A 20,413-nucleotide genomic window follows, 5' to 3' on the forward strand; every position below is an offset into this window, starting at 1 on the left:
CTGCTTGTGGGCTGCTTGGTGGGCTGCTTGTGGGCTGCCTGGTGTTTCGGTGGGCTTTCGGTGGGCTCTAGGTGGGCTTTCGGTGGGCTTTCGGTGGGCTTTTCGGCTTCGGCGGGGTTTTTCGGCGGGTTCTTGCTGGGCCTTGTGACGGGCTTTGCGATGAGTCTTCGGTGGGTTCGGCTTTCGGTTGTGGGGGCTCGGCTCACATGCCGGGCAGCCCGAGTGGACCGCCGCCGCCCATGCCCTGGGCCAGCGGGCCCATCAACTGGGACTGCATCTCCAGAGCCGCGCGGTTGGCGTCGCGCACCGCGGCGACGATGAGGTCGCCGAGGGTCTCCGTGTCCTCAGGATCCACCGCGGACGGCGAGATCTCCAGAGCCAGCAGCTCACCGGCGCCGGACACGGTCGCGGTCACCAGGCCGCCGCCGGCGCTCCCGGTCACCTGGGTGCGCGCGAGTTCGTCCTGCGCCGCCATGAGGTCTTGCTGCATCTTCTGCGCCTGCTGCAGCAGCTGCTGCATGTCGGGCTGGCCACCACCGGGAAACACTGGACACCCTTCGTCGCTCGGACGCGGCTTCGCACCGCCTCGGGGCGGCGCCCGCTCGGCCGCCGTCCTTCCGTCGAGCCTACGGCTCCGGGCGGGGCCGATGCGCGGCGACGGCACGCATCGGTGGGTCGGTGGTGAGTCGGCGGTGGGTCGGGTGCCCGTCGCCGGCGGTCGGGTAATGGGGGTGCCGGGTCGGTGCCGGGGCGGGTTGGGGTCGGTACCGGGTGCCGGGGCGGGTTGGCGTCGGTACCGGGTGCGGGTGGGTGCGTCAGGTGGTGGGCGACTCGTCGATGATCGTGGCGCCGAGTTCGCGGGTGAGCAGTTCGTGGGTGGACAGGCCGCCGTCGTCGGCCAGGTCCTCGTCGTCGTAGCGGCCGATGTCCTCGGGGATGTCGAAGTCCGGCTCGGGCGGCGGCGGTGGTGCCTGCCTGGGCTGCGGGCGGGTGGGCGGCGGCTGCGACGGGGCGGTGGCGGGGCGGGCCTGGGCGGGCGGCGGGGGCGCGACCGGAGGGGTCGGGGCGGGAGCCGTCGGGGCCGGGGCGCCGGGCCAAGCGCCGGGGGGCGGGGCGGCGGGCGCGCGATCGACGGGCGGGGTCGCGGTCGGGACGGGAGCCGGGGCCGGGGCTGCGGACGGGGTCGGGGCCGGGCCGCCGGGGCGGCGGGCGGGCGCGGCGCCTGCCTCGCCGGTGACGACGCAGTCGATCCGCCAGTCGAAGCCGAAGGCGTCCTGCACGGACTGCCGGACGATCTCGTCCCGACCGCTGCTGCGGAAGCCCTCGCGGGTGCCCGCCTGCTCGAAGGCGAGGGTCAGCGTGGTGCCGTCGAATCCGGCCACGGTCACGGTCTGCAACATCATCCAGGCCACCCGGTTACGGCCGCGCACGGCGTCCAGGATCTGCGGCCACATTTCGTGGACACGGGCCAGGTCGCCGGTGGCCTGGGCGGGGGCGACGGGGGGTGCTTGGTGGGGCTGGTGGGGCTGTTGCGGGTGCTGCTGGGGGGCGGCGGGGGGTGGGCCGGAGCCCGCGGTGCGGGCTTGGGGCCAGGCGCCGGGGGTGGCGCCGGGCTGCTGTTGTGGCTGGGGCTGCTGAGGTTGCGGCTGCTGGGGTTGTGGCGGCTGCGGTCGGGTCGCGGGAGCCGGTACGGGGGGCTGGGGCGGAGCGGCCTGCTGGGGGCGGGCCTGCCCGGGGGCCGCTCCGGCGTCGGTGCGAGCCTGGTCCGGGGCGGTGGGGGCGGCGGGTCCCGTGGGGAGGCCGCCGACGGACACGCGGCGTTCGAGGCGTTCCAGGCGCGTCTGCAGGCCCTGCTCGCCGGAGTCGACGGCGGGCAGCAGTACCCGAGCACAGATCAGCTCCAACTGGAGCCGGGGCGCGGTGGCGCCGCGCATCTCGGTGAGGCCGGTGTTGACGATGTCGGCGGCGCGGGTGAGCCCGGCCCGGCCGAACTCGGCGGCGTGCCGGACCATGCGCTCCAGCTGGTCGGCGGGCACATCGATCAGGCCCTTGTCGGCCGCGTCCGGCACCGCGGCCAGAATCACCAGGTCGCGCAGCCGCTCCAGCAGGTCGGCCACGAACCGGCGCGGGTCGTAGCCCCCCTCGATCACCCGGTCCACCAACTCGAAGGCGGCCCCGCCGTCCTGCGCGACGAACGCCTCGACCACGTCGTCCAGCAGCGACCGATCGGTGAACCCGAGCAGCGAGGTGGCCATCGCGTAGGTGACACCGTCGTCGGTGGCACCCGCGAGCAACTGGTCCATCACCGACATCGAGTCCCGCACCGACCCGGCGCCGGCCCGCACCACGAGCGGCAGCACCGCCGGCTCGACCTTGATGCCCTCGGTCTCGCACACGGAGGCGAGGTGGTCGCGCAGCACACCGGGCGGCACCAGCCGGAACGGGTAGTGGTGCGTCCGGGACCGGATGGTCCCGATCACCTTCTCCGGCTCGGTGGTGGCAAAGATGAACTTCAGGTGCTCCGGCGGCTCCTCGACCACCTTGAGCAACGCGTTGAAGCCCGCCGACGTGACCATGTGCGCCTCGTCGATGATGTAGATCTTGTAGCGCGAGCTCACCGGCGAGAAGTGCGCCTTCTCCCGCAGATCGCGAGCGTCGTCCACACCACCGTGCGACGCGGCGTCGATCTCGATCACGTCGATGCTGCCGGGCCCGCCGAGACCGAGGTCCCGACACGACTGACACTCACCGCAGGGCGTGGGCGTGGGCCCCTGCTCACAATTGAGACACCGGGCAAGAATGCGCGCGCTGGTGGTCTTGCCACACCCTCGCGGCCCACTGAACAGATAGGCGTGATTGACGCGGTTGTTCCGCAGGGCCTGCATGAGGGGTTCCGTCACGTGCTCCTGCCCGATGACCTCTGCATAGGTCTCGGGGCGGTAGCGACGGTAGAGGGCGAGCGACACGCCCCCGACGATAGCCGGGCGGAAGGACACACGCGGCCCCTCACCACCCACCGACGCCCGAACAGCCGGGGACTCCCTTCACCGGCCCGTGCCCGAACAGCCGCCGACTCCCTTCGCCCGCCGGCGCCCGAACGGACGCGGACTCCCACCGTCCGCCGCACCTGGACGGTCACGGACCCACACCACCCGCCCGTGCCCGAACGGTCGCGGACTCCCACCGTCCGCCGGCGCCTGAACGGTTACGGACCCTCACCGCCTGCCTGTGCCCGAACGGGTCGCGGACCCACACCGCCCGCCCGCACCCGAACACCGGCCCCATCCGTGCCCGAGCACCGACCCCACCCGTACCCGAGCACCGGCCCCGGTCGGGTACTGTAGGCCCCGGACCCCCCGTGCGGCGGTATCCTCCTGAACCTCCCCAGGGCCGGAAGGCAGCAAGGATAGGGAGGCTCTGCCGGGTGCACGGGGGGTTCACAGCATCCCCACCCCGCCCGGCCCGCTCCTCCGCCCCCTTCGAATAGGGGTGCGCGAGCACCCGCCGACCTCCTGTAAGCTTCCGCACGGAGGATTCGCCTAGTGGCCTAGGGCGCACGCTTGGAAAGCGTGTTGGGTTCACCCCCTCACGAGTTCGAATCTCGTATCCTCCGCCAGCCTGAACAGGCAAAACGTTGCCCCCGGTCGCCCTGCGACCGGGGGCAACGTCGTTGTGGGTCTCGGTTGCGGCGCATCAGCCCCTTGTTCCCGATCCCGGCGTTCGTGTGCCGAGACGGGCCGGGCGCGCCGGCGGTACCGCGCGTTGCGGCGTCATGCGGCGTGCAGGAGCCGGGCGAGCCAGTCGGTGCGGGTGCGGCGGGCCGTGGCCGAGATGTGCGCCTGCGGGTACAGGGCGTCGAAGCCGTGGAAACCGCCTGCCCAGACGTGGAGTTCGGCCTGTCCGCCGGCCGCCCAGATCCGGGTGGCGTAGTCGGTGTCCTCGTCGCGGAACACTTCGGCTGAGCCGGTGTCGATGTAGGTGGTCGGCAGGTTCGAGAGGTCGTCGGCCAGCGAGGGTGAGACGTACGCGGGTACGTCGTCGTCGGTGAGGTCGCCGAGAACGCAGCGCCAGCCGAACTCGTTCATCTCGCGAGTCCAGACGCCGGGCCCGCCGGAGTACTGGCGGCTGGAGGTGCTGGTGTTGCGGTGGTCGAGCATGGGGCAGGTCAGTATCTGCGCGGCGATCGCCGGAGTGCCGAGGTCGCGGGCCAGCAGGGTGACGCCGGCCGCCAAGCCGCCGCCCGCGCTGGCTCCCGCGACGATGATCCGGGCGGGATCGACGCCCAGTTCCGCGGCGTGTTCGGCCACCCAGAGCAGTCCCTGGTAGCAGTCGTCGACGGGGACGGTGCCGGTGGCCTCGGGCGCCAGCCGGTAGTCCACGGACACCACGACCGCGCCGAACTCGTCGAGCCACTCCAGCGGGATGTCGATCTGCGAGAAGCGGTCACCCATCACCATTCCGCCGCCGTGGATCCAGTACACGCAAGGCGCGGCGGTCGCGCGGTCGGCGCGCACGGGGGTGTAGACCGACAGGGGTATCGCAGTGCCGTCCTTGGCAGGCACGGTGACCTCGCACCGGTCGACCCGCCGGTCGGCGAGCAGGGACTCGACCGGCGTCGAGGGGTACTGCCGCAGTTGTGCGAGCACTTCCGGGGTGAGCTCGGACATCAGCGGCATGTCGGAGAGGAGGTCGCGAAGTTCGGGGTCCAGGGCGGGGCGCGCTGTGGTCATGGTCGTCGGCCTTTCGCGGGGTGGTGCGGGGTGCTCGGTCGGGATTCCGGGTGGAGTAAAAACCGCGTTGGCAGGCGCCGGGGCGGCTTCTCCGGGCCTAGAAGGCGGCCTTGCCGCAGATCGGGACGTAGTCGGTGTTTTCCGGCTCCTTGGCCAGCAGTCCGCCGATCCGCGCCACGATCGCCTGGGCGGCGTCGCCGGCGAACGTCCGGTGGTGGTCCTCCTCGCTGGTCCATCCCTCGGTGACGTGGACGACGTCGGGGTCCGAGGCGGAACGCGAGACCAGGTAGACGACGCAGTGCTCGCTCGCGCCGGGGCTGCCCTCGTCCAGACCGGTCGACAGCAGATCGACCAGCCGGTCGCCCATTCCAGGGGCGGCGGTCAGAGTGGCGTTGAATCCGTAGTTGGCAATCATGAGGAACCTTCTTCGTTTCGGTGGAGTGGACTGCTTCCATTCAATGCCACTGACCTGCGGAAACGTTAGAAGGATTCTCCCGCGCTCTTGCACGATCCTCGCGAATTCGGGAGTACTACCGCGCACTGCTGCTGAAATGGGCGCATGCCCCTCGATGAGTTCCGCGACCTGCTGGCCCGGCACGCCCGCCCCGACTGGACCACCGCCGTCGACGGCGTCCTGATCTCGAAGGTCGACCGGCCCGACCCGCCCGCGCCCTCCATGTCCGGCACGGTCCTGGCGGTCATCGCCCAGGGCGCCAAACGGCTCGCGCTGGGCGACCGGGTCTACGAGTACGGACCGGGGCAGTACCTGGTCGCCTCCGTCGACATGCCAGTCACCGGACAGTTCACCCAGGCCGACCCCGGCCGCCCGGCGCTGGGCTTCGGGCTCGTTCTCGAGCCGTCCGCCGTTGCCGAGCTCCTGCTGCAGGCCGGCCCCGGAGACATGCCCCGCGCCGGCGGAGGCCCGCCGTCGGGGATCGCCGTCAGCAACGCGCCGCCCGCCCTCCTGGACGCGGTGGTCCGGCTGCTGCGCCTGCTCGACGAACCCCGCGACCGCGCCGTACTGGCCCCGCTGGTCAAACGCGAGATCCTGTGGCGCGTGATCACCGGCGAGCAGGGGGCGACGGTGCGCCAACTGGGCATCGCCGACAGCGGCCTCAGTCATGTCTCACGCGCCGCACGCTGGATCCGTGAGCACTACGCCGAGCCCTTCCGGGTCGAGGACGTGGCCCGCCTGTCCGGCATGAGCGCCTCCGCGTTCTACCGCAACTTCCAGGCGGTGACCGCGATGAGCCCCATCCAGTTCCAGAAGCAGATCCGGCTCCAGGAGGCACGACTGCTGCTGGCCACCCACCCGGGCGATGTCGCCGGGGTCGGCCGGCGCGTCGGCTACGACAACCCGTCGCAGTTCAGCCGCGAGTACCGCCGCCGGTTCGGCGCGCCCCCGGGCCGGGACGCGGTCCGCCTGCGAGACGCCGCCCGCAGCCCGGCAAGCATCATGCCCTAAGTACGGTCGGACAGAGTGGGAGAATCATGCAAGGAAGGGCGAGGATAGTTCTACTGTTTTCGCAGTTCAGGGCGATTCAATGGGATCACTGAAACCACCGCCGAGCAGGAATGAACATTCCGGTCCGCGGATCCCACCACATCGCAAGGGGCACAGCATGAACACCGTTCTGATCACCGGGACCTCGTCCGGCTACGGCCGCGCGACCGCCCTCCACTTCCACGCGCAGGGGTGGAACGTCATCGCGACGATGCGCAGCCGGCGCCCGGGGGTCCTGCCCGAGTCGGACCGGCTGCGCATCGTCGAACTGGACGTGACCAAGCCCGACACGATCACCACCGCGCTCGAGCTCGCCGGGCCGATCGACGCCCTGGTCAACAACGCGGGCGTCCCCTCGATCAGCGTGTTCGAGGGGACCCCGATGGCCCGCGTACGGGAGGTCTTCGAGACGAACACGTTCGGCGTGATGGCCACAACGCAGGCGGTGCTGCCCCAGTTCCGCGAGCGCGGATCCGGCGTCGTGGTCAACGTGACCTCCAGCGTGGTGCTGGGCCACATGCCCCTCACGGCCGTATACAAGGCAAGCAAGGCGGCCGTCGAGGGGTTCACCTCGTCCCTCGCGCTCGAACTCGCCCCCTTCGGCGTACGGGCCAAGACGGTCCAGCCGGGCGCCTGTCTGACGACGAACTTCGCGGGGAAGGCCATGGACGGCCCGCCGCTGGACGAGCTGGTCCCGCCGCCCTACGCGCCGTTCGCAAGGAAGGCCATGGCCGACTTCACCGGCCAGGATCTGTTCACCCGGGAAAGCGACGTCGCCGAGACGGTCTGGCGCGCCGTCCACGACACGACCGGCCAACTGCGCTTCCCGGCCGGCCCCGACGCCGTCCGACTCGCCCAGGCGATGTGACCGGACCGGATGCGCGCGCACGCGTACCGGCGTGGGGCTGTCCGAGACGGACCCGCCGGCAGCGGCGCTGTACGCGCCTGCATCCCAGGGCTGCCACAGACCGCCCGCAGCATCACCGAGTCGTAGGGCGCAGCCCCGAGAACCCCCGGGGCGCAAGAGAGGTTGTCAGCCCGATCAACTGCAATCAAGAGCCACCACCCTGGTTGCAGTTCTGGTTGCCTTCACCTGCGTACAGCGGCGTTCCCGAGGCTGAGGCCGCGCACTCCACCGCACGTCAGAACGTTGGCGAGCGTCGCCGGATCGGCGCATGACCCTTTGGAAAGCGTGTTGGGTTCACCCCCTCACGAGTTCGAATCTCGTATCCTCCGCCAGCCTGAACAGGCAAAACGTCAGCCCCGATCGCATCGCCGACCGGGGCTGACGTCGTCTACGGCTCAGTTCACGTGCAACGTCGCCGACCTGCTTGCGCGTCCCAAAGCCGTCATCGTTCGCGCAGGTTCGCCGACCCTCGATGCGGTATCGCGAGGTGTGCACGGTGCGGTCGGCGCCTTGGGGCGGCGAACACTCCAAGGGGTGTAGCGACTTGGCGACGTGACCGCAGACTCCGCCCTCATGTGCGATCGCGAAACATATTTCACTCGATACGGCCAAACCTGGGCAGAAGCTACCGAATCCCACCAACCGCATCCCATGCTTTCCCCAAGGCCCGATTAACGGCGCGAGAGGAAAAGCATGCAAGACGTCTTCTCCCGTATCACCGAACGAGTTCTGCACGAGTGCGGCGGGGACCCTTTCTGTGCGCACGTCGCAGATATTCGGACGTGCGCAATCAAAACCCATCCCACATACTGGGTGCTACGCAAGAAAACTCAGCTCGGGCGATCGAAGTCCGCCGCCAGTTTGCGCCTCTGGGAGTCGGCGAACACTTTGGCGCGCGAAAGCAACCCGCGAGATCGGGACAAGTGGCTGATGATCCTCTTGGATCTCTTGATGCCGTATCTGGGCGGCTGGTCAAAAGACTTGGCGCGACAATGGCACTACGAAGTCGCCGATATCCGGTCGGCAATGGTGGTAGGCGCCCTGGAGGAGTGGTCCTCCAGAGCCAGCATGCCTTCCAGGAAACTGCTGGATGCCATGATAAGCCGCGCGTTCACCAACGCTCGGCGTCTGGTGGAAAGCGGGAGACCGGAAACTTGTGCAGGAACTTTCGAATACCCGACTGCACCTGCCGCAGCAGATATAATCTCCACGATGCGGGCGTCGTCAATCGTCGAATCCGGCAAGATTCGGAATCCGGAGGCGAACGAGAGAATTCGCGGCGAGTGCTTCGGGGCCTTGCTACAACGCGTGGGAGCCATGGGTTGGACCAGGGATTTCCATGAAGAAATTCGCAACGGCTGCCGCGACGAGGCGGATACACCTGCCCTCACTCCCGCGCAGGAAGGACGGTCTTGGGTCGACGGAAAGAATCTGTACTACAGGATCTCTGACCTTCTACAGCAGGATATCCCCTTCCGCGCCGCTGCCCGAATTTTCAACCTCTCAGAATCTCAAGCGTCGAAGATGGCCCGGGATGGCACCCTCCCCTTCCGAGTGCGGTGGATCGGCAACAGCCGGTCCGCTTCGGTGAGGTCGATCATGCTCCTCTTGGAAATCCCGGACTCAATCGTGCACCCCGATGACGTGGAGAATGGAGCGGCCCACGCCAGCGGAGCAGAGAAGATGTATTGTTCAGTTCCGCCTAGGACGCACAGTCCAGACGGATAGAATCTCCGCTGACTCGTGCAGGCCAGGGAACCATCGACACGGGCAGTGACGCGGCGGCGGGTGCCAGCGCGGAGGTATTGGCCAGACGACGCCAGTTCGGCCTGAGGGGACGTATCAAATACAAACGCGAGCGGACACGCGAAGGAAAACCTGCGTCCCCGATACGTCGTACTAGACCTCGCCACTCAACACCTGGCCCGTTTGTGCCCCGACAATCGACCGGGCGCAAACTCGGTGGTGGTGACGCGCCTCCGCCGGCGCTCTTCCCATCTCTCACCCTGGCTGCAGTTCTGGTTGCATTCGCAGGTATGCAGGGGCGTTCACCGAGTAACCCGCCACGTGCCGGTCGGCTTCGGCATCAGGACCTCACGACCGCCTCGTAGCCAGTAATCTCGGGCACACCAACAAACTTGCGGCCTGTCGACGGGCGTCCGTTCCACGGGAAGGGGCTCCCCGGAAAGCCGTCGCGAAGGAGCCAGTGTGTCCGACGAGGCGTTCAGCATCGACAAGCGGCCGCTCAGAGATCTTCTGCAGCAGGTGGAGGACGGCAGGGCTCAGTTGCCCGAATTCCAACGAGGCTGGGTGTGGCCGTATCCGAACATCGTCAGCCTGCTCGCGTCAATCTCGCTGAGTTATCCCGTCGGCACCATCATGCTGCTCAAGTCAGGCGGCGACGTACGGTTCAAATGCCGTCCGATCGAGGGCGCCGAGCCGGTCGGCAACCCCGAGCCGGAATCACTGGTACTCGACGGGCAACAACGGCTGACCTCGCTCTTCCAGGCGCTCAAACTCGAACGCCCCGTAGTCACTCAGAACGTACGCAAGCAGCAGGTCTCCGGCTGGTTCTACGTCGACATGCTGAAGGCGCTGGACGAGAACACCGACCGGGAGGACGCCATTCGTTTCCTCCCGGCCACGCGCAAGGTGCTGAACTTCCGGGGTGAGCCCGTCGAGGACTACTCGACTCCCGAGCTCGAATACCGAGCCGGCCTCTTCCCCCTGTGCTCCGTCTTCGATGCGGACGAATGGGATTCAGGGTTCGAGGACTACTGGAACGGTGACCGAGCGAAGCGTTTGCTGTGGCGCTCCTTCAACAAAGCCTTCGTGAAGCCCTTCGACCGCTATCACGTTCCGGTGATCGAGCTGGGCAAGGCAACTCCGCGTCAGGCCGTTTGCCAAGTCTTCGAGAAGGTCAACACCGGCGGCGTCACGCTCACCGTCTTCGAACTCCTGACCGCCACATACGCAGCGGACGAGTTCGACCTGCGGCGGCACTGGGAACAGGAGTGCCGGACCGCATGGGCAGCACCCGAATACCGGGTCCTCAGAGAGGTGTCGAACACCGACTTCCTCCAGACCGTCACTTTGCTGGCAACCGCCGAACGGAACCGGCAGGAGGCTGCGCGAGGGACAGAAGAGGATCGACTGCCGCGCATCGGCTGCAAGCGCAAAGACATGCTCGCGCTCAGCCTCAAGGACTACCAACGTTACGCCCCGGACGTCATCGCAGGATTCAGGGCCGCAGCCAAATTCCTGCATCAACAGTTTTTGTTCGACACAAAGTTCCTGCCGTACGGAACCCAACTGATCCCGCTCGCCGCCATACTCGCACTAGCCGGCGACGACGCACAGAGTGCGGGCGCTCAGCAGAAACTCGCACGTTGGTACTGGTGCGGCGTTTTCGGAGAACTTTACGGCGGGTCGACCGAGACCCGCTTTAGTCAGGACTTGCCAGATGTGGTCGAGTGGATCCGTGGGGCCTCGACAGAACCACGGACCGTCACGGCCGCCCAGTTTGCCTCCGGGCGTCTGCTGACCCTGCGAACCCGCAACAGCGCCGCGTACAAGGGTATTTACGCGCTGCTACTCAAGGCCGGCGCCATGGACTGGCGTACCGGTGAGAAAGCAGAGGTCATCGGGTATTTCGATGAGTCCATCGACATCCACCACATCTTCCCCAAGATGTGGTGCGAAAAGGCCCAGCACAGCCCAAGCATCTACAACTCGATTGTCAACAAGACCCCTTTGGCGGCCCGAACGAATAGGATCATCGGCGGTGCTGCGCCTTCCATCTACCTCGGCAGACTCGAAAAGAGCGCGGAGACAAGCCCAGAGAGCCTCGGTCAACGCATCCGATCCCACCTCGCGGAGCCGGATCTCCTGGCCACCGACGACTTCGAGGCCTTCTTCGCCGCTCGCAAAGTCGCACTGCTCACCAACATCTCGGATGCCATGGGCAAGATGATCCTGATGGATGAGCCAGCAGGCGATGAGCCCTGGGTTAACCTCGACGCGTCGGACGACACCGACGATCTGTGATCGGTGGATCTTGACTGCACCTGGCCTGCCGTAGTGCAGTCGGGGTGCTTCCGCCCCCTGACTCGGCTGGATTCGGTCACCATCCGAACCGGGTTCACCTGACCCCTGCCCGCAGTTCCGCGAGAGCGTATCGGACGCACCACGGGCGGGATGGAGATCTTGGGCCTCGTCGACGATGACGTGCCGGTCGACGGCCGGCCATCCTCCAGCCGCAGGATGCGTGCGGCCTCATCGGCCACTTGCAGGAAAAACCACCGCCCGACGTCGCTCAGCCGGGGCGCGAAATGCCTCGACGGCGGCCCATTCGAAACCCATATCCTTCGCCCGCCTTAGCAGGCAACGTTGCCCTCGATCGCAGCGCGGCCGGGGGCAACATCGTTGTTGGTCTCAGGTCTGATCTCCCTTGCAGCGCATCAGCCAATGTCACGATCCGTGAGAGCGGGTTCGAGGTCCGAACTGCATCTGCAGCGGCTGCGCATGGGGTCGGTGCGGATGTTCGGCCAGGTCCTCCTGGGTAACTGTGTCCTGGCGGTCGTGCGGTTGGTGCTGGAGCGTGGCCCCGCCGACCTGGGTCCCTCGTTGGCGAGGCTTCCGTTCGGGCCGCCGGGCGGACAGGAGTCGGGGCAGCACGTGGTGGTTTGGTGCGGTGACGACCGTGGTGGATCTGTGGTTGCCCGGTTGTGGTGCGTCGATTGCCACCTGCCGCGTGGCGGACCCGGTGGGGCGCGGGGCTGGGGGTGTTGCCGTGTGCGTCGCTTCGGGCAACCGGTTCAGTTGATTCGGGGTCGAGTGGACCACTTGCCTGGGCCGGCTCTTGTTTACCGTTTCGGGCATGATCGAACAGCGTGGTGGGGCCGTACTGACCACACTCCTTCACCAGACTCCGCCACTTCTGCCGACGGACGCCGAAGTGATGGCGATGACGGTCGAATTGCCGCCCGGCGACGCGGGTACGCCGCCTCACAGGCACTCGGGGCCGGTCTTCGGCTACATGCTCGAAGGCGAGATGGTGTTCGAGCTGGAAGGCGAGCCGGAGCGGATCATTCGGGCCGGTGAGGCGTTCTGGGAGCCGGGCGGCGACGTCATCCACTATCAGGCGGGCAACAACCTCGCGGACGCGTGGAGCCGGTTCGTGGTGGTCATGGTCGGCGTCCCCGGCGAGCCCATGCTCACGCTCGTCGAGGAGGGTGAGTTGCTCGAACGGCGGGATCGGCGAGCGGCACAAACACTGCGAGCACCGCGAGCAGCTTTGTGAGTATCACGCCCGCCCACTGTCTCGACGCCGACGCCGACGCCGACGCCGACGCGGGCTCCGGCCCGGCTCCGGCTCCGACTCCGACTCCGACGCTGACACTCAGCCAATCCCGACCGAAGGTCGAAGTGCCACCCATGCATGTTTTCGTTGCCGGCTCGACCGGCGTTCTCGGCCGGCGGGTCGTACCCGCGCTCGTCGCCGCAGGGCATCGCGTCACCGCGCTGACGCGCCGGGCGGAGGCCGCGGCGGGTCTGCGAGCGCAGGGCGTCGCGGTCGCGGTCGCGGACGCCTACGACCGTGAGGCGCTCATGCGCGTGGTGAGCGAGGCCGGGCCCGATGTCGTGATGCATCAGCTCACCGACCTGTCCACGGCCGATCTGGCAGCCAATGCGAGGATGCGTGACGTCGGTACTCGCAATCTCGTCGATGCCGCCCACGCTGCGGGAGTTCGTCGCATCGTGGCGCAGAGCATCGCGTGGGCGTACGAGGCGGGGGAGGATCCTGCCGATGAGACGACGCCGCTGGACGACGCGGCGACCGGACCTCGACGCGGCACGGTCGATGGCGTCATCGCGCTGGAACGGGCGGCATGCGAACTACCCGAGTGGGTGGTGCTGCGCTACGGCCTGTTCTACGGCCCGGGTACCTGGTTCGCGGCCGACGGGATCAAGGCAGCCGACGCGCGGGCGCTTCGGCTGCCTGTCGGCCGGGACGTGTCGAGTTTCGTGCACGTCGACGACGCCGCCGCAGCGGCGGTGGCCGCGTTGGATTGGCCGTGCGGCGTGGTCAATGTGGTCGACGACGAGCCGGCGACTGCCGACGAGTGGGTGCCGGCGTTCGCCCGAGCGGTGGGTGCCTCGTCTGCCGGAGCCGTCCACGCCCCACATGCCCACTGGGCGCGAGGCGCGGACAACCACTTCGCCCGCAAACACCTGAACTGGAACCCTAACCACCACACTTGGCGATCCGGGTTCGACACCATATAGGCCAGCGGAATGAGGAGAGTGCGGCAGAAATGAACGAACGCGAACGCGAACGCGACCGCGACCGCGACCGCGACCGTCCGTCGGACGTCAAGGTCCGGCGAATCCTCGTCGCCGACCTGCCCGCGCACCTCAAGGATGTGCGCGACGTCTACCAGGCGGTGTTCTCCGCCGAGCCCTGGAACGAGGACGAGGCTGCGGCCGAGCGCTATGTGCGCCGACTCGATACCGACAAGGAACGCGACGGGTTCACCGTCGCCGTCGCCGAGGATCACAGCGGGGTGGTGGGATTCGCGGTCGCCTGGACGACACCCGCCGTGTTCCCGACCACTCGCAGCTATACGCGGGTCGAGTCGATTGTGGGGGCCGCTCGTACACAGGCGTGGTTGTGCGGCGCGCGGGAAGTGGACGAACTCGCGGTGCACCCGGGCGTGCGAGGCTCGGGAGTGGGCCGAGCGCTGCTGGCGGCGGTCACCGACGACGCCCCGGCCGGGAGGTGCTGGTTGCTGACTTCCGCGCACGTCGACCTGGCCGTGCGCTTCTACGAACGCGCCGGATGGCACCGACTCGGCACCGATGCATCGGGCACCACGGTTTTCCTATCACCGCACCACCCGGCCTTCGACGCTTCCTCCGCACCCCGTTGACAGCCTCGCCGAGCCGGCGCGTCGGCGTCCGAGCCGTGCCCGCCGTCGCCGGGGTCGATCTGCACATCGACCTCGTGCCACGCGGCGTCGGAGCCGGTCGCGCCGTGGAGGACGCGTTGCGCGAGGCCGTGCGGTCCGGTCGGCTGGCCGCGGGGACACGCCTACCGGGCTCGCGCACGTTGGCCGCGGACCTCGGGCTGGCCCGCGGCACGGTTGTCGGCGCGTACACCCAACTCGTTGCCGAGGGTTGGTTGACCGGATCGCCGGGCTCCGGCACGCGGGTCGCGCACGTGAGCGCGCCCGAACCCTCCGACGCCGGTCACGGCGCGGAATCCGGGCCGACCGAACGTCGTTGGCGGGCCGATCTGCGGCCCGGTCGACCCGACTTCACGTCGTTTCCCCGTACCGCGTGGACGACGAGTGTCCGCCGAGTCCTGAGCCGGGTCGAGGCGGGAGTCCTCGACTACGGTGACTTCGAGGGGACGGCGACCCTGCGCGCGAGCCTGGCTGCGTACGCCGCACGGGCCAGGGGTGCGCGGGTCACCCCGGACGCGGTCGTGATCACCGCGGGCTTCACCCACGGACTCGCCCTGCTGGCACGCGCACTGCACGGCCTGGGGGTGAGGCACGCCGCGACCGAAGACCCCGGACTCGCGCGGCATCGCGAACTGCTCACGGCAGCGGGTCTGGCCTGTGTACCGCTGCGCGTGGACGAGTTCGGCGCCGATCCGGCCGATCTCACCCCGCAGACGGGGGCCGCGTTGCTTACGCCCGCGCACCAACACCCCAGTGGTGTCGTGCTGTCGCCCGCGCGCCGCGCCGAGTTCGTCGCCTGGGCCGGACGCTGTGACGGCTTCCTGATCGAGGACGACTACGACGGCGAGTTCCGCTACGACGGCAGGCCGGTGGGGGCACTCCAGGCGCTCGATCCCGAGCGGGTCGTGTTCGCCGGCAGCGTCAGCAAATCCCTCGCTCCGGGGCTGCGTCTGGGCTGGCTCGTCGTGCCGCCGACGCTGCGCGCGCCGGTGTCCGCGGCGATGCGCGAGAGTGGCGGCGGCGTGTCCGTGATCGAGCAATTGACGCTCGCCGACATGGTCGCGCAAGGGGACTACGACCGACACGTGCGCCGTGTGCGTACGGCGTACCGGCGGCGGCGCGCCGAACTCGCCGATTGTGTGGGCACGTTCAGCGGGCTGCGGCTCGTGGGCGCGGCGGCCGGCCTGCACGCGTTGTTGCCTCTGCCCTCCACCGAGCACGAACGTCGACTGATCGCCGCCGGCGAGTACGTGGGGCTGCGGTTGCACGGCCTGCACTCTTCCGGCTACCGCCATCCTCCCGACGCGTCGGCCCCGGCCGCACTCGTCCTGGGCTACGCCACACCGGCACCGCACGCCTGGGGACAGGCTTTGGACCTACTCGGCGAAGTGTTGGAGGCGGAGGGATTGCGCGCGCAGGGTTGACCGGCGGTCGATCCCGGCCTTGCGCTTTCATGAAGCGGCGCTCCCCCATGCGGCCGGAGCGGAGCTCCGCCGGACGACCCCTATGATCCTGCGCATGGACTGGCCGGCGCGAGCCGCGAACCTGAGGCAGTGGACGAACAACGGTGTCCGGGCGCCTCACAAGCCGCTTCTGCTTCTCTACGCCCTCGGCCGCTACCAGCAGGACGCCGATCAGGAGCTTGTCTACAGCGCGATCGAAGCGGACCTCAAGCGACTGCTCGCAGAGTACGGACCGGGCAACCGGAGCACGCCCGCGTATCCGTTCCACCACCTGGTCAGCGACGGGGTATGGGAGGTACGCACGCGTCGCGGGGCCGGTAGCCCCGGGAGCGGCGTGCGGGAGCTGCGGGATTCCGGAGCCGCCGGGCGGCTGACTCCGGACTTGCGAGCCGCGCTGCGCCGCGACCCTTCTCTGCTCGGTCGGATCGCGCGCACGTTGCTCGACCTGCACTTCCCGCCCTCGCTTCATCAGGAGCTGTGCGAGGCCACCGGCCTGGAACTCGAGTACGCCGAGACCCAGCCGCTGATTCCGGGACGCCGGCCGCGAAGCCAGGCGCTGCGCGAACTGGTCCTGACCGCCTATGAATACCGGTGTGCGTTCTGCGGTTACGACGGCCGGATCGGCGCGATTCCCGTAGGGCTGGAGGCCGCGCACGTGTACTGGTGGGCGCTCGGCGGACCCGACGAGGTGGACAACGCGCTGTGCCTGTGCTCGCTCCACCACAAGCTCTTCGACAAGGGCGTCCTCGGGGTGAGCGACGAACACCGGGTCATGGTCGCGCAGCGATTCGTCGGCCATAGCCCGGCAGCACAGGACCAGGTCGTCTCCCTGGCCGGGCGCCCGCTGCTCGGCCCCCAGCCGGGGACACCGTCGATAGCCGCGGCCCACCGGTCCTGGCACGCCACACAGGTCTTCCACGGACCTTCGCGCCCTGCGATGGCTTCGTAGTCCCGGAGTTCGCCACCGCCCGACCACGTTGGCGGGTATCGAAGCATCTCCACGCCGCGTCTCGGGTTCACACCCCTACGGGTTCGAATCTCGCGCGCTCTGCCGACCCCCGAACAGGCGCAACGGCGCTCCTGGTTGTGGTGCAGTCGGGCGCGACGTCGTTGGTGGGATCGGTTGTTGGGGGTGGGCGTTGGGTAGCGAGGCGGCATGAGACGTTTCGAGGGGTACGGCGTGCTGATAACCGGTGCGGGGCGGGGCATCGGGGAGGCCGTCGGCCATCGGTTGGCCGGGGAGGGGGCCCGGGTGCTGGTGACCGACCTGGATGGGGAGCGGGCCGAGAAGGCGGCGGCGGGTATCCGGGCGGTCGGGGGTACCGCCGAGGCGTCGGCCTGCGATGTGGGCGACCGCGGCTCGGTCGAGGCGGCCGTGGCGTATGCGGTCCAGTGCTTCGGCACGCTCGACGTGCTCGTCAACAACGCCTATTCCTGTCACCCGGACGCGCCGCTTTTCGAGGACGAGACGGACGAGGTCTGGCACCGGGACCTGGACATCACGCTCACCGGGGCCTACCGCTGTGCCCGCGCCGGCCTCCCGCACCTCGCAGTCGCCCCCGACCGCCGCGGGGCGATCGTCAGCATCGGCTCGGTGAACGCCGAGCAGGATTTAGGCAACCACGCCTACAGCGCGGCAAAGGCGGGTCTCGCGAGTCTGACCCGCACCCTTGCCGGGCACGCGGCATCTCGCGGCGTCCGCGTCAACCTGGTCGCCCCCGGCACGGTCGACACCGAGGTCTGGGTCGGGCGCGAGTCCGCCCTGGAGGCCGCCGCCCCGCACTATCCGCTCGGCAGGGTCGGCCGGCCCGACGACATCGCGGCGGCGGTGGCCTTTTTGGCCTCCCGGGATGCCGCCTGGATCACCGGCGTGACCCTCCCCGTGGACGGCGGCATGCTCGGCAGCCGGGTGGGCATGCGCCGTGCCCTGCACGGGGAGTGAGCGTTGCCGCCAACCGTCGGGATCGTGTCCGACTGCGCGGCTGCGGTCCGGGTCACCGGGACCACGGCCGGCGGGGCGTGGTCCCGGCGTGCCGAGCGGACTCAGCCGGCCAGATGGCACACGGGGTGGTGCCTGCACAGCCAGTTGGTGCGCCAGGTGGAGATGTAGCGGTAGACGACGGCACCGTTGAGGTCCGAGTAGTAGAGATTGGTGTCGCTGAAGTCGGTGAACACCATGCTCGTGTACGACAGGTCCGCGTCGACGACGGTGGCCCGGGTGAGGTTGGTGCCGACGAGGTCGGCCCCCACCAGCCCGGAGCGGGTGAGGTCGGCGTCGGTGAGGTTGGCCCCGCGGAGGTTGGCACCGAGCAGACCGGTGTGCGAGAGGTTGGCGCCGCGGGCGTCGGCGTTGGTGAGGTCGGCGTGATTCAGGCCCGCGCTGAGAAAGTCGGCGCCCTTCAGGTCGGCGGCGGCGAGGCGGGCATCCGTCAGGTCGGCACCGAGCAGATGGGCTCCGTGCAGGTCGGCGCCGTACAGGTCGACGCCGGCCAACGAGCGGTACTCCAGGTCGATCCCCGCCAGATCCGCGAAGGCGAGGTTGGGCACGACGGTCGGGTCCTGCCGCCGCCAATCGTTCCAGGCAGCCGAGCCGCTCTTGAGCAGCGCGACGTGGGTCGGGTTCGGCCCGGCGGGTGTGCCGGTCGGGGCCGCGCCGGCAGTCGTGGCCATGGGCACCGCCACGAGGAGGGACGCGAACAGGGCGACCACTGCCGCCCATACACCGTGCTGTACGCGAAGCAAGCGCACGAGGAGCCTTCCTGACGAGCGATCACGCATCCGTGATCGGCAACGAATGAGGAGGACACCACCGCAATGGGCGCGGCCCGCACTGCGGCCCTCGACGGCGCGTCACGGGAAAACTAGAGCTCCGCCCCACCCACCCGAACCTGTCAAAAGTTGCGTCCTACGGGGGATTTGCCGGCCATTCGGACCTGCCGCGTCCATCGTCGCCTTCGCCTCTTCTGCCTTCGCCGCTTCGGTCCTTCGTCTCTTAGATCCTTCGTCTCTTCGGCCCCTCCCATCTGCGATGGACCGATCCCGGCCCCGATCGGGTCAGAGGTCCAGGACGAGGCGGGGGGATCGGGCTCGGGAGACGCAGGTGTATATGCGGTCCGGTGGGGCGCCGATGTCGTCGCGGTGGTCGGGGGTGCCGGCGAGGACGGTGAGTTCGCAACTGCCGCAGACGCCTTCGCGGCAGCCGGAGGGGATGGCGTGGCCGGCGTGGTGCAGGGCGTCCAGCAGTGATTCGTTCGAGGCGACCTGAATCGTCCGGCCGGAGCGGGCGCATGTCGCCTCGAAGGCCGTGTTGGGTGCGAACGTGCGGGCCGCCGGGCGGAAGCGCTCGGCGTGCAGACGGTCGGCGGGGAACGCGGCGTCGGCTGCGGCGAGCATCGACGACGGGCCGCAACAGTAGGTCAGTGCCCGGGGGTTCAGGTCGGCCGCGAGGGTGGCGAGGTCGAGTCTGCGCCGATCCTGCGTGGCGACGAGGTGTACCAGGTCGCCGTAGGAGGCGCGGAGTTCGGTGGCGAAGGGCATGGTGGCCGGTGACTTGCCGGTGTACACGAGTGTTGCCGGGACGCCGGCTTCGACGGCTGCCCGGAACATCGGCAGGATGGGGGTGATGCCGATGCCGCCGGCGAGGAACAGGTACTCCTGGGCCGGGACGAGCGGGAAGTGGTTGCGTGGCAGCGAGACTTCGAGGGTTCGTCCGGGGCGTAGGAAGAGGTGGATGTACTCCGATCCGCCTCGGCTGAGCGGGTCGTGGCGTACCGCGATGCGGTAGCTCTCCCGGTCGGCCGGGTCTCCGCACAGCGAGTACTGCCGAGTCAGGCGGTTCGGCAGGAGCAGATCGAGGTGCGCGCCCGGCTCCCAGGGGGCGAGCGGCTCCGTGGTGGCGCGCAGGACGAGGGAGACGACGTCGTCGGCCACCCGGTCCACGCTGTCGAGCAGGGTCTGTTGCATGGAAGTCACCTCGGGAAATCACCTCGGGAAGTTGCCTGGGGAAGTTGCCTGGGGAGGTCGCCACGGGGAGGTCGTCTCGGGGAACTGCCCAGGAAAGTCGCCTTGGGGAGTCACCCGCGGAAATCACCCAGGGAAATTGCCTGGGCCCCGGGGAGTCCCCTCGGCGCGCTCGGTCAGTACAGGTTGCGGTAGCCGAGTTCGAGGCCCTGTTCGATCAGTTTCGGATCGATGTCGAGTCCGAGTTGGGCTACGGCGACCTCACCCGTCGAGGGCAGTTCCGCGGCGAGGGCCTGGCTCGCGGGGTCCCACAGCCGGGATCGGATCAGCGCGCGGCCGCAGTGGAAGTAGGCCTCCGCCACCTCGACGACGATGGCCAACTCCGCCTCCCTGCCCTCGATTTGCATGCGAGTGAGCACGTCCGGCTCGTCGGTGGGATAGGCGCGGCCGTTGACTCGCAACGTCTCCCGGAGGCCGGGGATGAGGAACAGCAGCCCGATGCCGTCGTTCTCGGCGAGATTGCGGAAGGAATCGGCGATCTTGTTGCCGGGCCGGTCGGGAATCGCGAGCGTGTGCTCGTCGAGGACCTTCACGAAGCCCGGATAGTCACCGCGGGGTGAGCAGTCGGCGCGGCCTGCCGCGTCCGCCGTGGCCAGCGCCAGGAACGGGGAATGGGCAATGAAGCGGTGAAAGTGTTCGTCGATGCGGTCGAGAATCTTGGCCTCGGTCATGGCCTCGGGCTCCCCGAGCCGAGCGCGGACCTCGTCCGGTGGCACCCGTCGGGGGCGCGTGCGGGCATGCGTCATCGGGGGCTCCTTCTGCAGGTTCTCCGGAGTCGAGCGAGGGTGGGCGCGAACGGCCCGCCGGCCAGGCCGGCGCCC

At 69.0% G+C, this 20,413-nt stretch carries 17 protein-coding genes, 1 tRNA gene and 1 other RNA gene; 12 read left to right on the forward strand and 7 right to left on the reverse strand.

The features are described 5' to 3' along the window. Positions 1 to 202: 202 nt before the first annotated feature. Positions 203 to 547 (reverse strand): YbaB/EbfC family nucleoid-associated protein, encoded by a 345-nt coding sequence (locus tag ACIBM5_RS27295; RefSeq protein ID WP_020554881.1) that lies wholly within the window; start codon positions 545 to 547, stop codon positions 203 to 205. A 268-nt stretch (positions 548 to 815) separates the two neighbouring features. After that, entirely contained in the window at positions 816 to 2,966 is a 2,151-nt protein-coding gene (locus ACIBM5_RS27300) for a DNA polymerase III subunit gamma and tau (RefSeq protein ID WP_396009239.1), read from the reverse strand. 380 nt (positions 2,967 to 3,346) lie between these two features. Here ACIBM5_RS27300 and ffs point away from each other — a divergent pair. Both ffs and ACIBM5_RS27310 read left to right on the forward strand, forming a co-directional pair. After that, positions 3,347 to 3,445: signal recognition particle sRNA small type (ffs, locus tag ACIBM5_RS27305), an RNA gene on the forward strand. 83 nt (positions 3,446 to 3,528) lie between these two features. Then, a tRNA-Ser gene (locus tag ACIBM5_RS27310) sits at positions 3,529 to 3,616 on the forward strand. A 154-nt stretch (positions 3,617 to 3,770) separates the two neighbouring features. On the opposite strand, the gene ACIBM5_RS27315 is transcribed toward ACIBM5_RS27310, so the two are convergent. After that, positions 3,771 to 4,730 carry an alpha/beta hydrolase gene (locus ACIBM5_RS27315; protein ID WP_396009240.1) on the reverse strand — a complete coding sequence of 320 codons (960 nt, stop codon included), beginning with the start codon at positions 4,728 to 4,730 and terminating at the stop codon, positions 3,771 to 3,773. 97 nt (positions 4,731 to 4,827) lie between these two features. Further along, positions 4,828 to 5,145 carry a putative quinol monooxygenase gene (locus tag ACIBM5_RS27320; protein ID WP_396009241.1) on the reverse strand — a complete coding sequence of 106 codons (318 nt, stop codon included), beginning with the start codon at positions 5,143 to 5,145 and terminating at the stop codon, positions 4,828 to 4,830. Between the two features lie 144 nt (positions 5,146 to 5,289). Between ACIBM5_RS27320 and ACIBM5_RS27325 the strand changes: the two genes are divergently transcribed. From ACIBM5_RS27325 to ACIBM5_RS27370, 10 genes are all read left to right on the forward strand, one after another. Beyond that, a complete protein-coding gene (locus ACIBM5_RS27325; RefSeq protein WP_396009242.1) occupies positions 5,290 to 6,195 on the forward strand; it encodes an AraC family transcriptional regulator N-terminal domain-containing protein in 906 nt (301 codons plus the stop codon). A 157-nt stretch (positions 6,196 to 6,352) separates the two neighbouring features. Beyond that, the gene (locus ACIBM5_RS27330; protein WP_396009243.1) at positions 6,353 to 7,102 is read left to right on the forward strand and encodes an SDR family oxidoreductase; all 750 of its coding nucleotides are present in this window, start codon (positions 6,353 to 6,355) and stop codon (positions 7,100 to 7,102) included. A 732-nt stretch (positions 7,103 to 7,834) separates the two neighbouring features. Further along, positions 7,835 to 8,869 (forward strand): hypothetical protein, encoded by a 1,035-nt coding sequence (locus ACIBM5_RS27335; protein WP_396009244.1) that lies wholly within the window; start codon positions 7,835 to 7,837, stop codon positions 8,867 to 8,869. Between the two features lie 480 nt (positions 8,870 to 9,349). Next, entirely contained in the window at positions 9,350 to 11,188 is a 1,839-nt protein-coding gene (locus ACIBM5_RS27340; RefSeq protein ID WP_396009245.1) for a DUF262 domain-containing protein, read from the forward strand. An 832-nt stretch (positions 11,189 to 12,020) separates the two neighbouring features. Next, on the forward strand, positions 12,021 to 12,443 hold the full coding sequence (locus ACIBM5_RS27345; RefSeq protein ID WP_396009246.1) for a cupin domain-containing protein: 423 nt from the start codon (positions 12,021 to 12,023) through the stop codon (positions 12,441 to 12,443). Between the two features lie 134 nt (positions 12,444 to 12,577). Then, complete coding sequence (locus ACIBM5_RS27350; RefSeq protein ID WP_396009247.1) at positions 12,578 to 13,429, forward strand: NAD-dependent epimerase/dehydratase family protein; 852 nt, start codon at positions 12,578 to 12,580, stop codon at positions 13,427 to 13,429. Positions 13,430 to 13,458: 29 nt separating this feature from the next. Further along, positions 13,459 to 14,073 carry a GNAT family N-acetyltransferase gene (locus ACIBM5_RS27355; RefSeq protein WP_396009248.1) on the forward strand — a complete coding sequence of 205 codons (615 nt, stop codon included), beginning with the start codon at positions 13,459 to 13,461 and terminating at the stop codon, positions 14,071 to 14,073. A gap of 35 nt (positions 14,074 to 14,108) precedes the next feature. Then, positions 14,109 to 15,533: a PLP-dependent aminotransferase family protein gene (locus ACIBM5_RS27360; protein WP_396009249.1), complete on the forward strand. Its 1,425-nt coding sequence runs from the start codon at positions 14,109 to 14,111 to the stop codon at positions 15,531 to 15,533. 94 nt (positions 15,534 to 15,627) lie between these two features. Then, the gene (locus tag ACIBM5_RS27365; protein WP_396009250.1) at positions 15,628 to 16,521 is read left to right on the forward strand and encodes a phosphorothioated DNA-binding restriction endonuclease; all 894 of its coding nucleotides are present in this window, start codon (positions 15,628 to 15,630) and stop codon (positions 16,519 to 16,521) included. 207 nt (positions 16,522 to 16,728) lie between these two features. Beyond that, positions 16,729 to 17,514: an SDR family NAD(P)-dependent oxidoreductase gene (locus ACIBM5_RS27370; RefSeq protein ID WP_396009251.1), complete on the forward strand. Its 786-nt coding sequence runs from the start codon at positions 16,729 to 16,731 to the stop codon at positions 17,512 to 17,514. Between the two features lie 101 nt (positions 17,515 to 17,615). On the opposite strand, the gene ACIBM5_RS27375 is transcribed toward ACIBM5_RS27370, so the two are convergent. The 3 genes from ACIBM5_RS27375 to ACIBM5_RS27385 all read right to left on the reverse strand — a co-directional run bounded on the left by ACIBM5_RS27375 (position 17,616) and on the right by ACIBM5_RS27385 (position 20,338). Beyond that, complete coding sequence (locus tag ACIBM5_RS27375; protein WP_396009252.1) at positions 17,616 to 18,242, reverse strand: pentapeptide repeat-containing protein; 627 nt, start codon at positions 18,240 to 18,242, stop codon at positions 17,616 to 17,618. A gap of 384 nt (positions 18,243 to 18,626) precedes the next feature. Further along, a complete protein-coding gene (locus ACIBM5_RS27380) occupies positions 18,627 to 19,535 on the reverse strand; it encodes a PDR/VanB family oxidoreductase (protein ID WP_396009253.1) in 909 nt (302 codons plus the stop codon). Between the two features lie 173 nt (positions 19,536 to 19,708). Further along, complete coding sequence (locus ACIBM5_RS27385; RefSeq protein ID WP_396009254.1) at positions 19,709 to 20,338, reverse strand: MSMEG_1061 family FMN-dependent PPOX-type flavoprotein; 630 nt, start codon at positions 20,336 to 20,338, stop codon at positions 19,709 to 19,711. Positions 20,339 to 20,413 lie beyond the last annotated feature (75 nt).

It is taken from the genome of Embleya sp. NPDC050493, assembly GCF_044458105.1.
Lineage (GTDB): Bacteria > Actinomycetota > Actinomycetes > Streptomycetales > Streptomycetaceae > Embleya.

What these genes read in the sequence shown, in the direction of transcription:
- ACIBM5_RS27325 (WP_396009242.1), top strand. Translation starts at nt 5,290, where the DNA reads ATGCCCCTCGATGAGTTCCGCGACCTGCTGGCCCGGCACGCCCGCCCC.
- ACIBM5_RS27355 (WP_396009248.1), top strand. Translation starts at nt 13,459, where the DNA reads ATGAACGAACGCGAACGCGAACGCGACCGCGACCGCGACCGCGACCGT.
- ACIBM5_RS27375 (WP_396009252.1), bottom strand. Translation starts at nt 18,242, where the DNA reads ATGGCCACGACTGCCGGCGCGGCCCCGACCGGCACACCCGCCGGGCCG.
- ACIBM5_RS27320 (WP_396009241.1), bottom strand. Translation starts at nt 5,145, where the DNA reads ATGATTGCCAACTACGGATTCAACGCCACTCTGACCGCCGCCCCTGGA.
- ACIBM5_RS27370 (WP_396009251.1), top strand. Translation starts at nt 16,729, where the DNA reads ATGAGACGTTTCGAGGGGTACGGCGTGCTGATAACCGGTGCGGGGCGG.
- ACIBM5_RS27365 (WP_396009250.1), top strand. Translation starts at nt 15,628, where the DNA reads ATGGACTGGCCGGCGCGAGCCGCGAACCTGAGGCAGTGGACGAACAAC.
- ACIBM5_RS27380 (WP_396009253.1), bottom strand. Translation starts at nt 19,535, where the DNA reads ATGCAACAGACCCTGCTCGACAGCGTGGACCGGGTGGCCGACGACGTC.
- ACIBM5_RS27345 (WP_396009246.1), top strand. Translation starts at nt 12,021, where the DNA reads ATGATCGAACAGCGTGGTGGGGCCGTACTGACCACACTCCTTCACCAG.
- ACIBM5_RS27350 (WP_396009247.1), top strand. Translation starts at nt 12,578, where the DNA reads ATGCATGTTTTCGTTGCCGGCTCGACCGGCGTTCTCGGCCGGCGGGTC.
- ACIBM5_RS27385 (WP_396009254.1), bottom strand. Translation starts at nt 20,338, where the DNA reads ATGACGCATGCCCGCACGCGCCCCCGACGGGTGCCACCGGACGAGGTC.
- ACIBM5_RS27315 (WP_396009240.1), bottom strand. Translation starts at nt 4,730, where the DNA reads ATGACCACAGCGCGCCCCGCCCTGGACCCCGAACTTCGCGACCTCCTC.
- ACIBM5_RS27335 (WP_396009244.1), top strand. Translation starts at nt 7,835, where the DNA reads ATGCAAGACGTCTTCTCCCGTATCACCGAACGAGTTCTGCACGAGTGC.
- ACIBM5_RS27330 (WP_396009243.1), top strand. Translation starts at nt 6,353, where the DNA reads ATGAACACCGTTCTGATCACCGGGACCTCGTCCGGCTACGGCCGCGCG.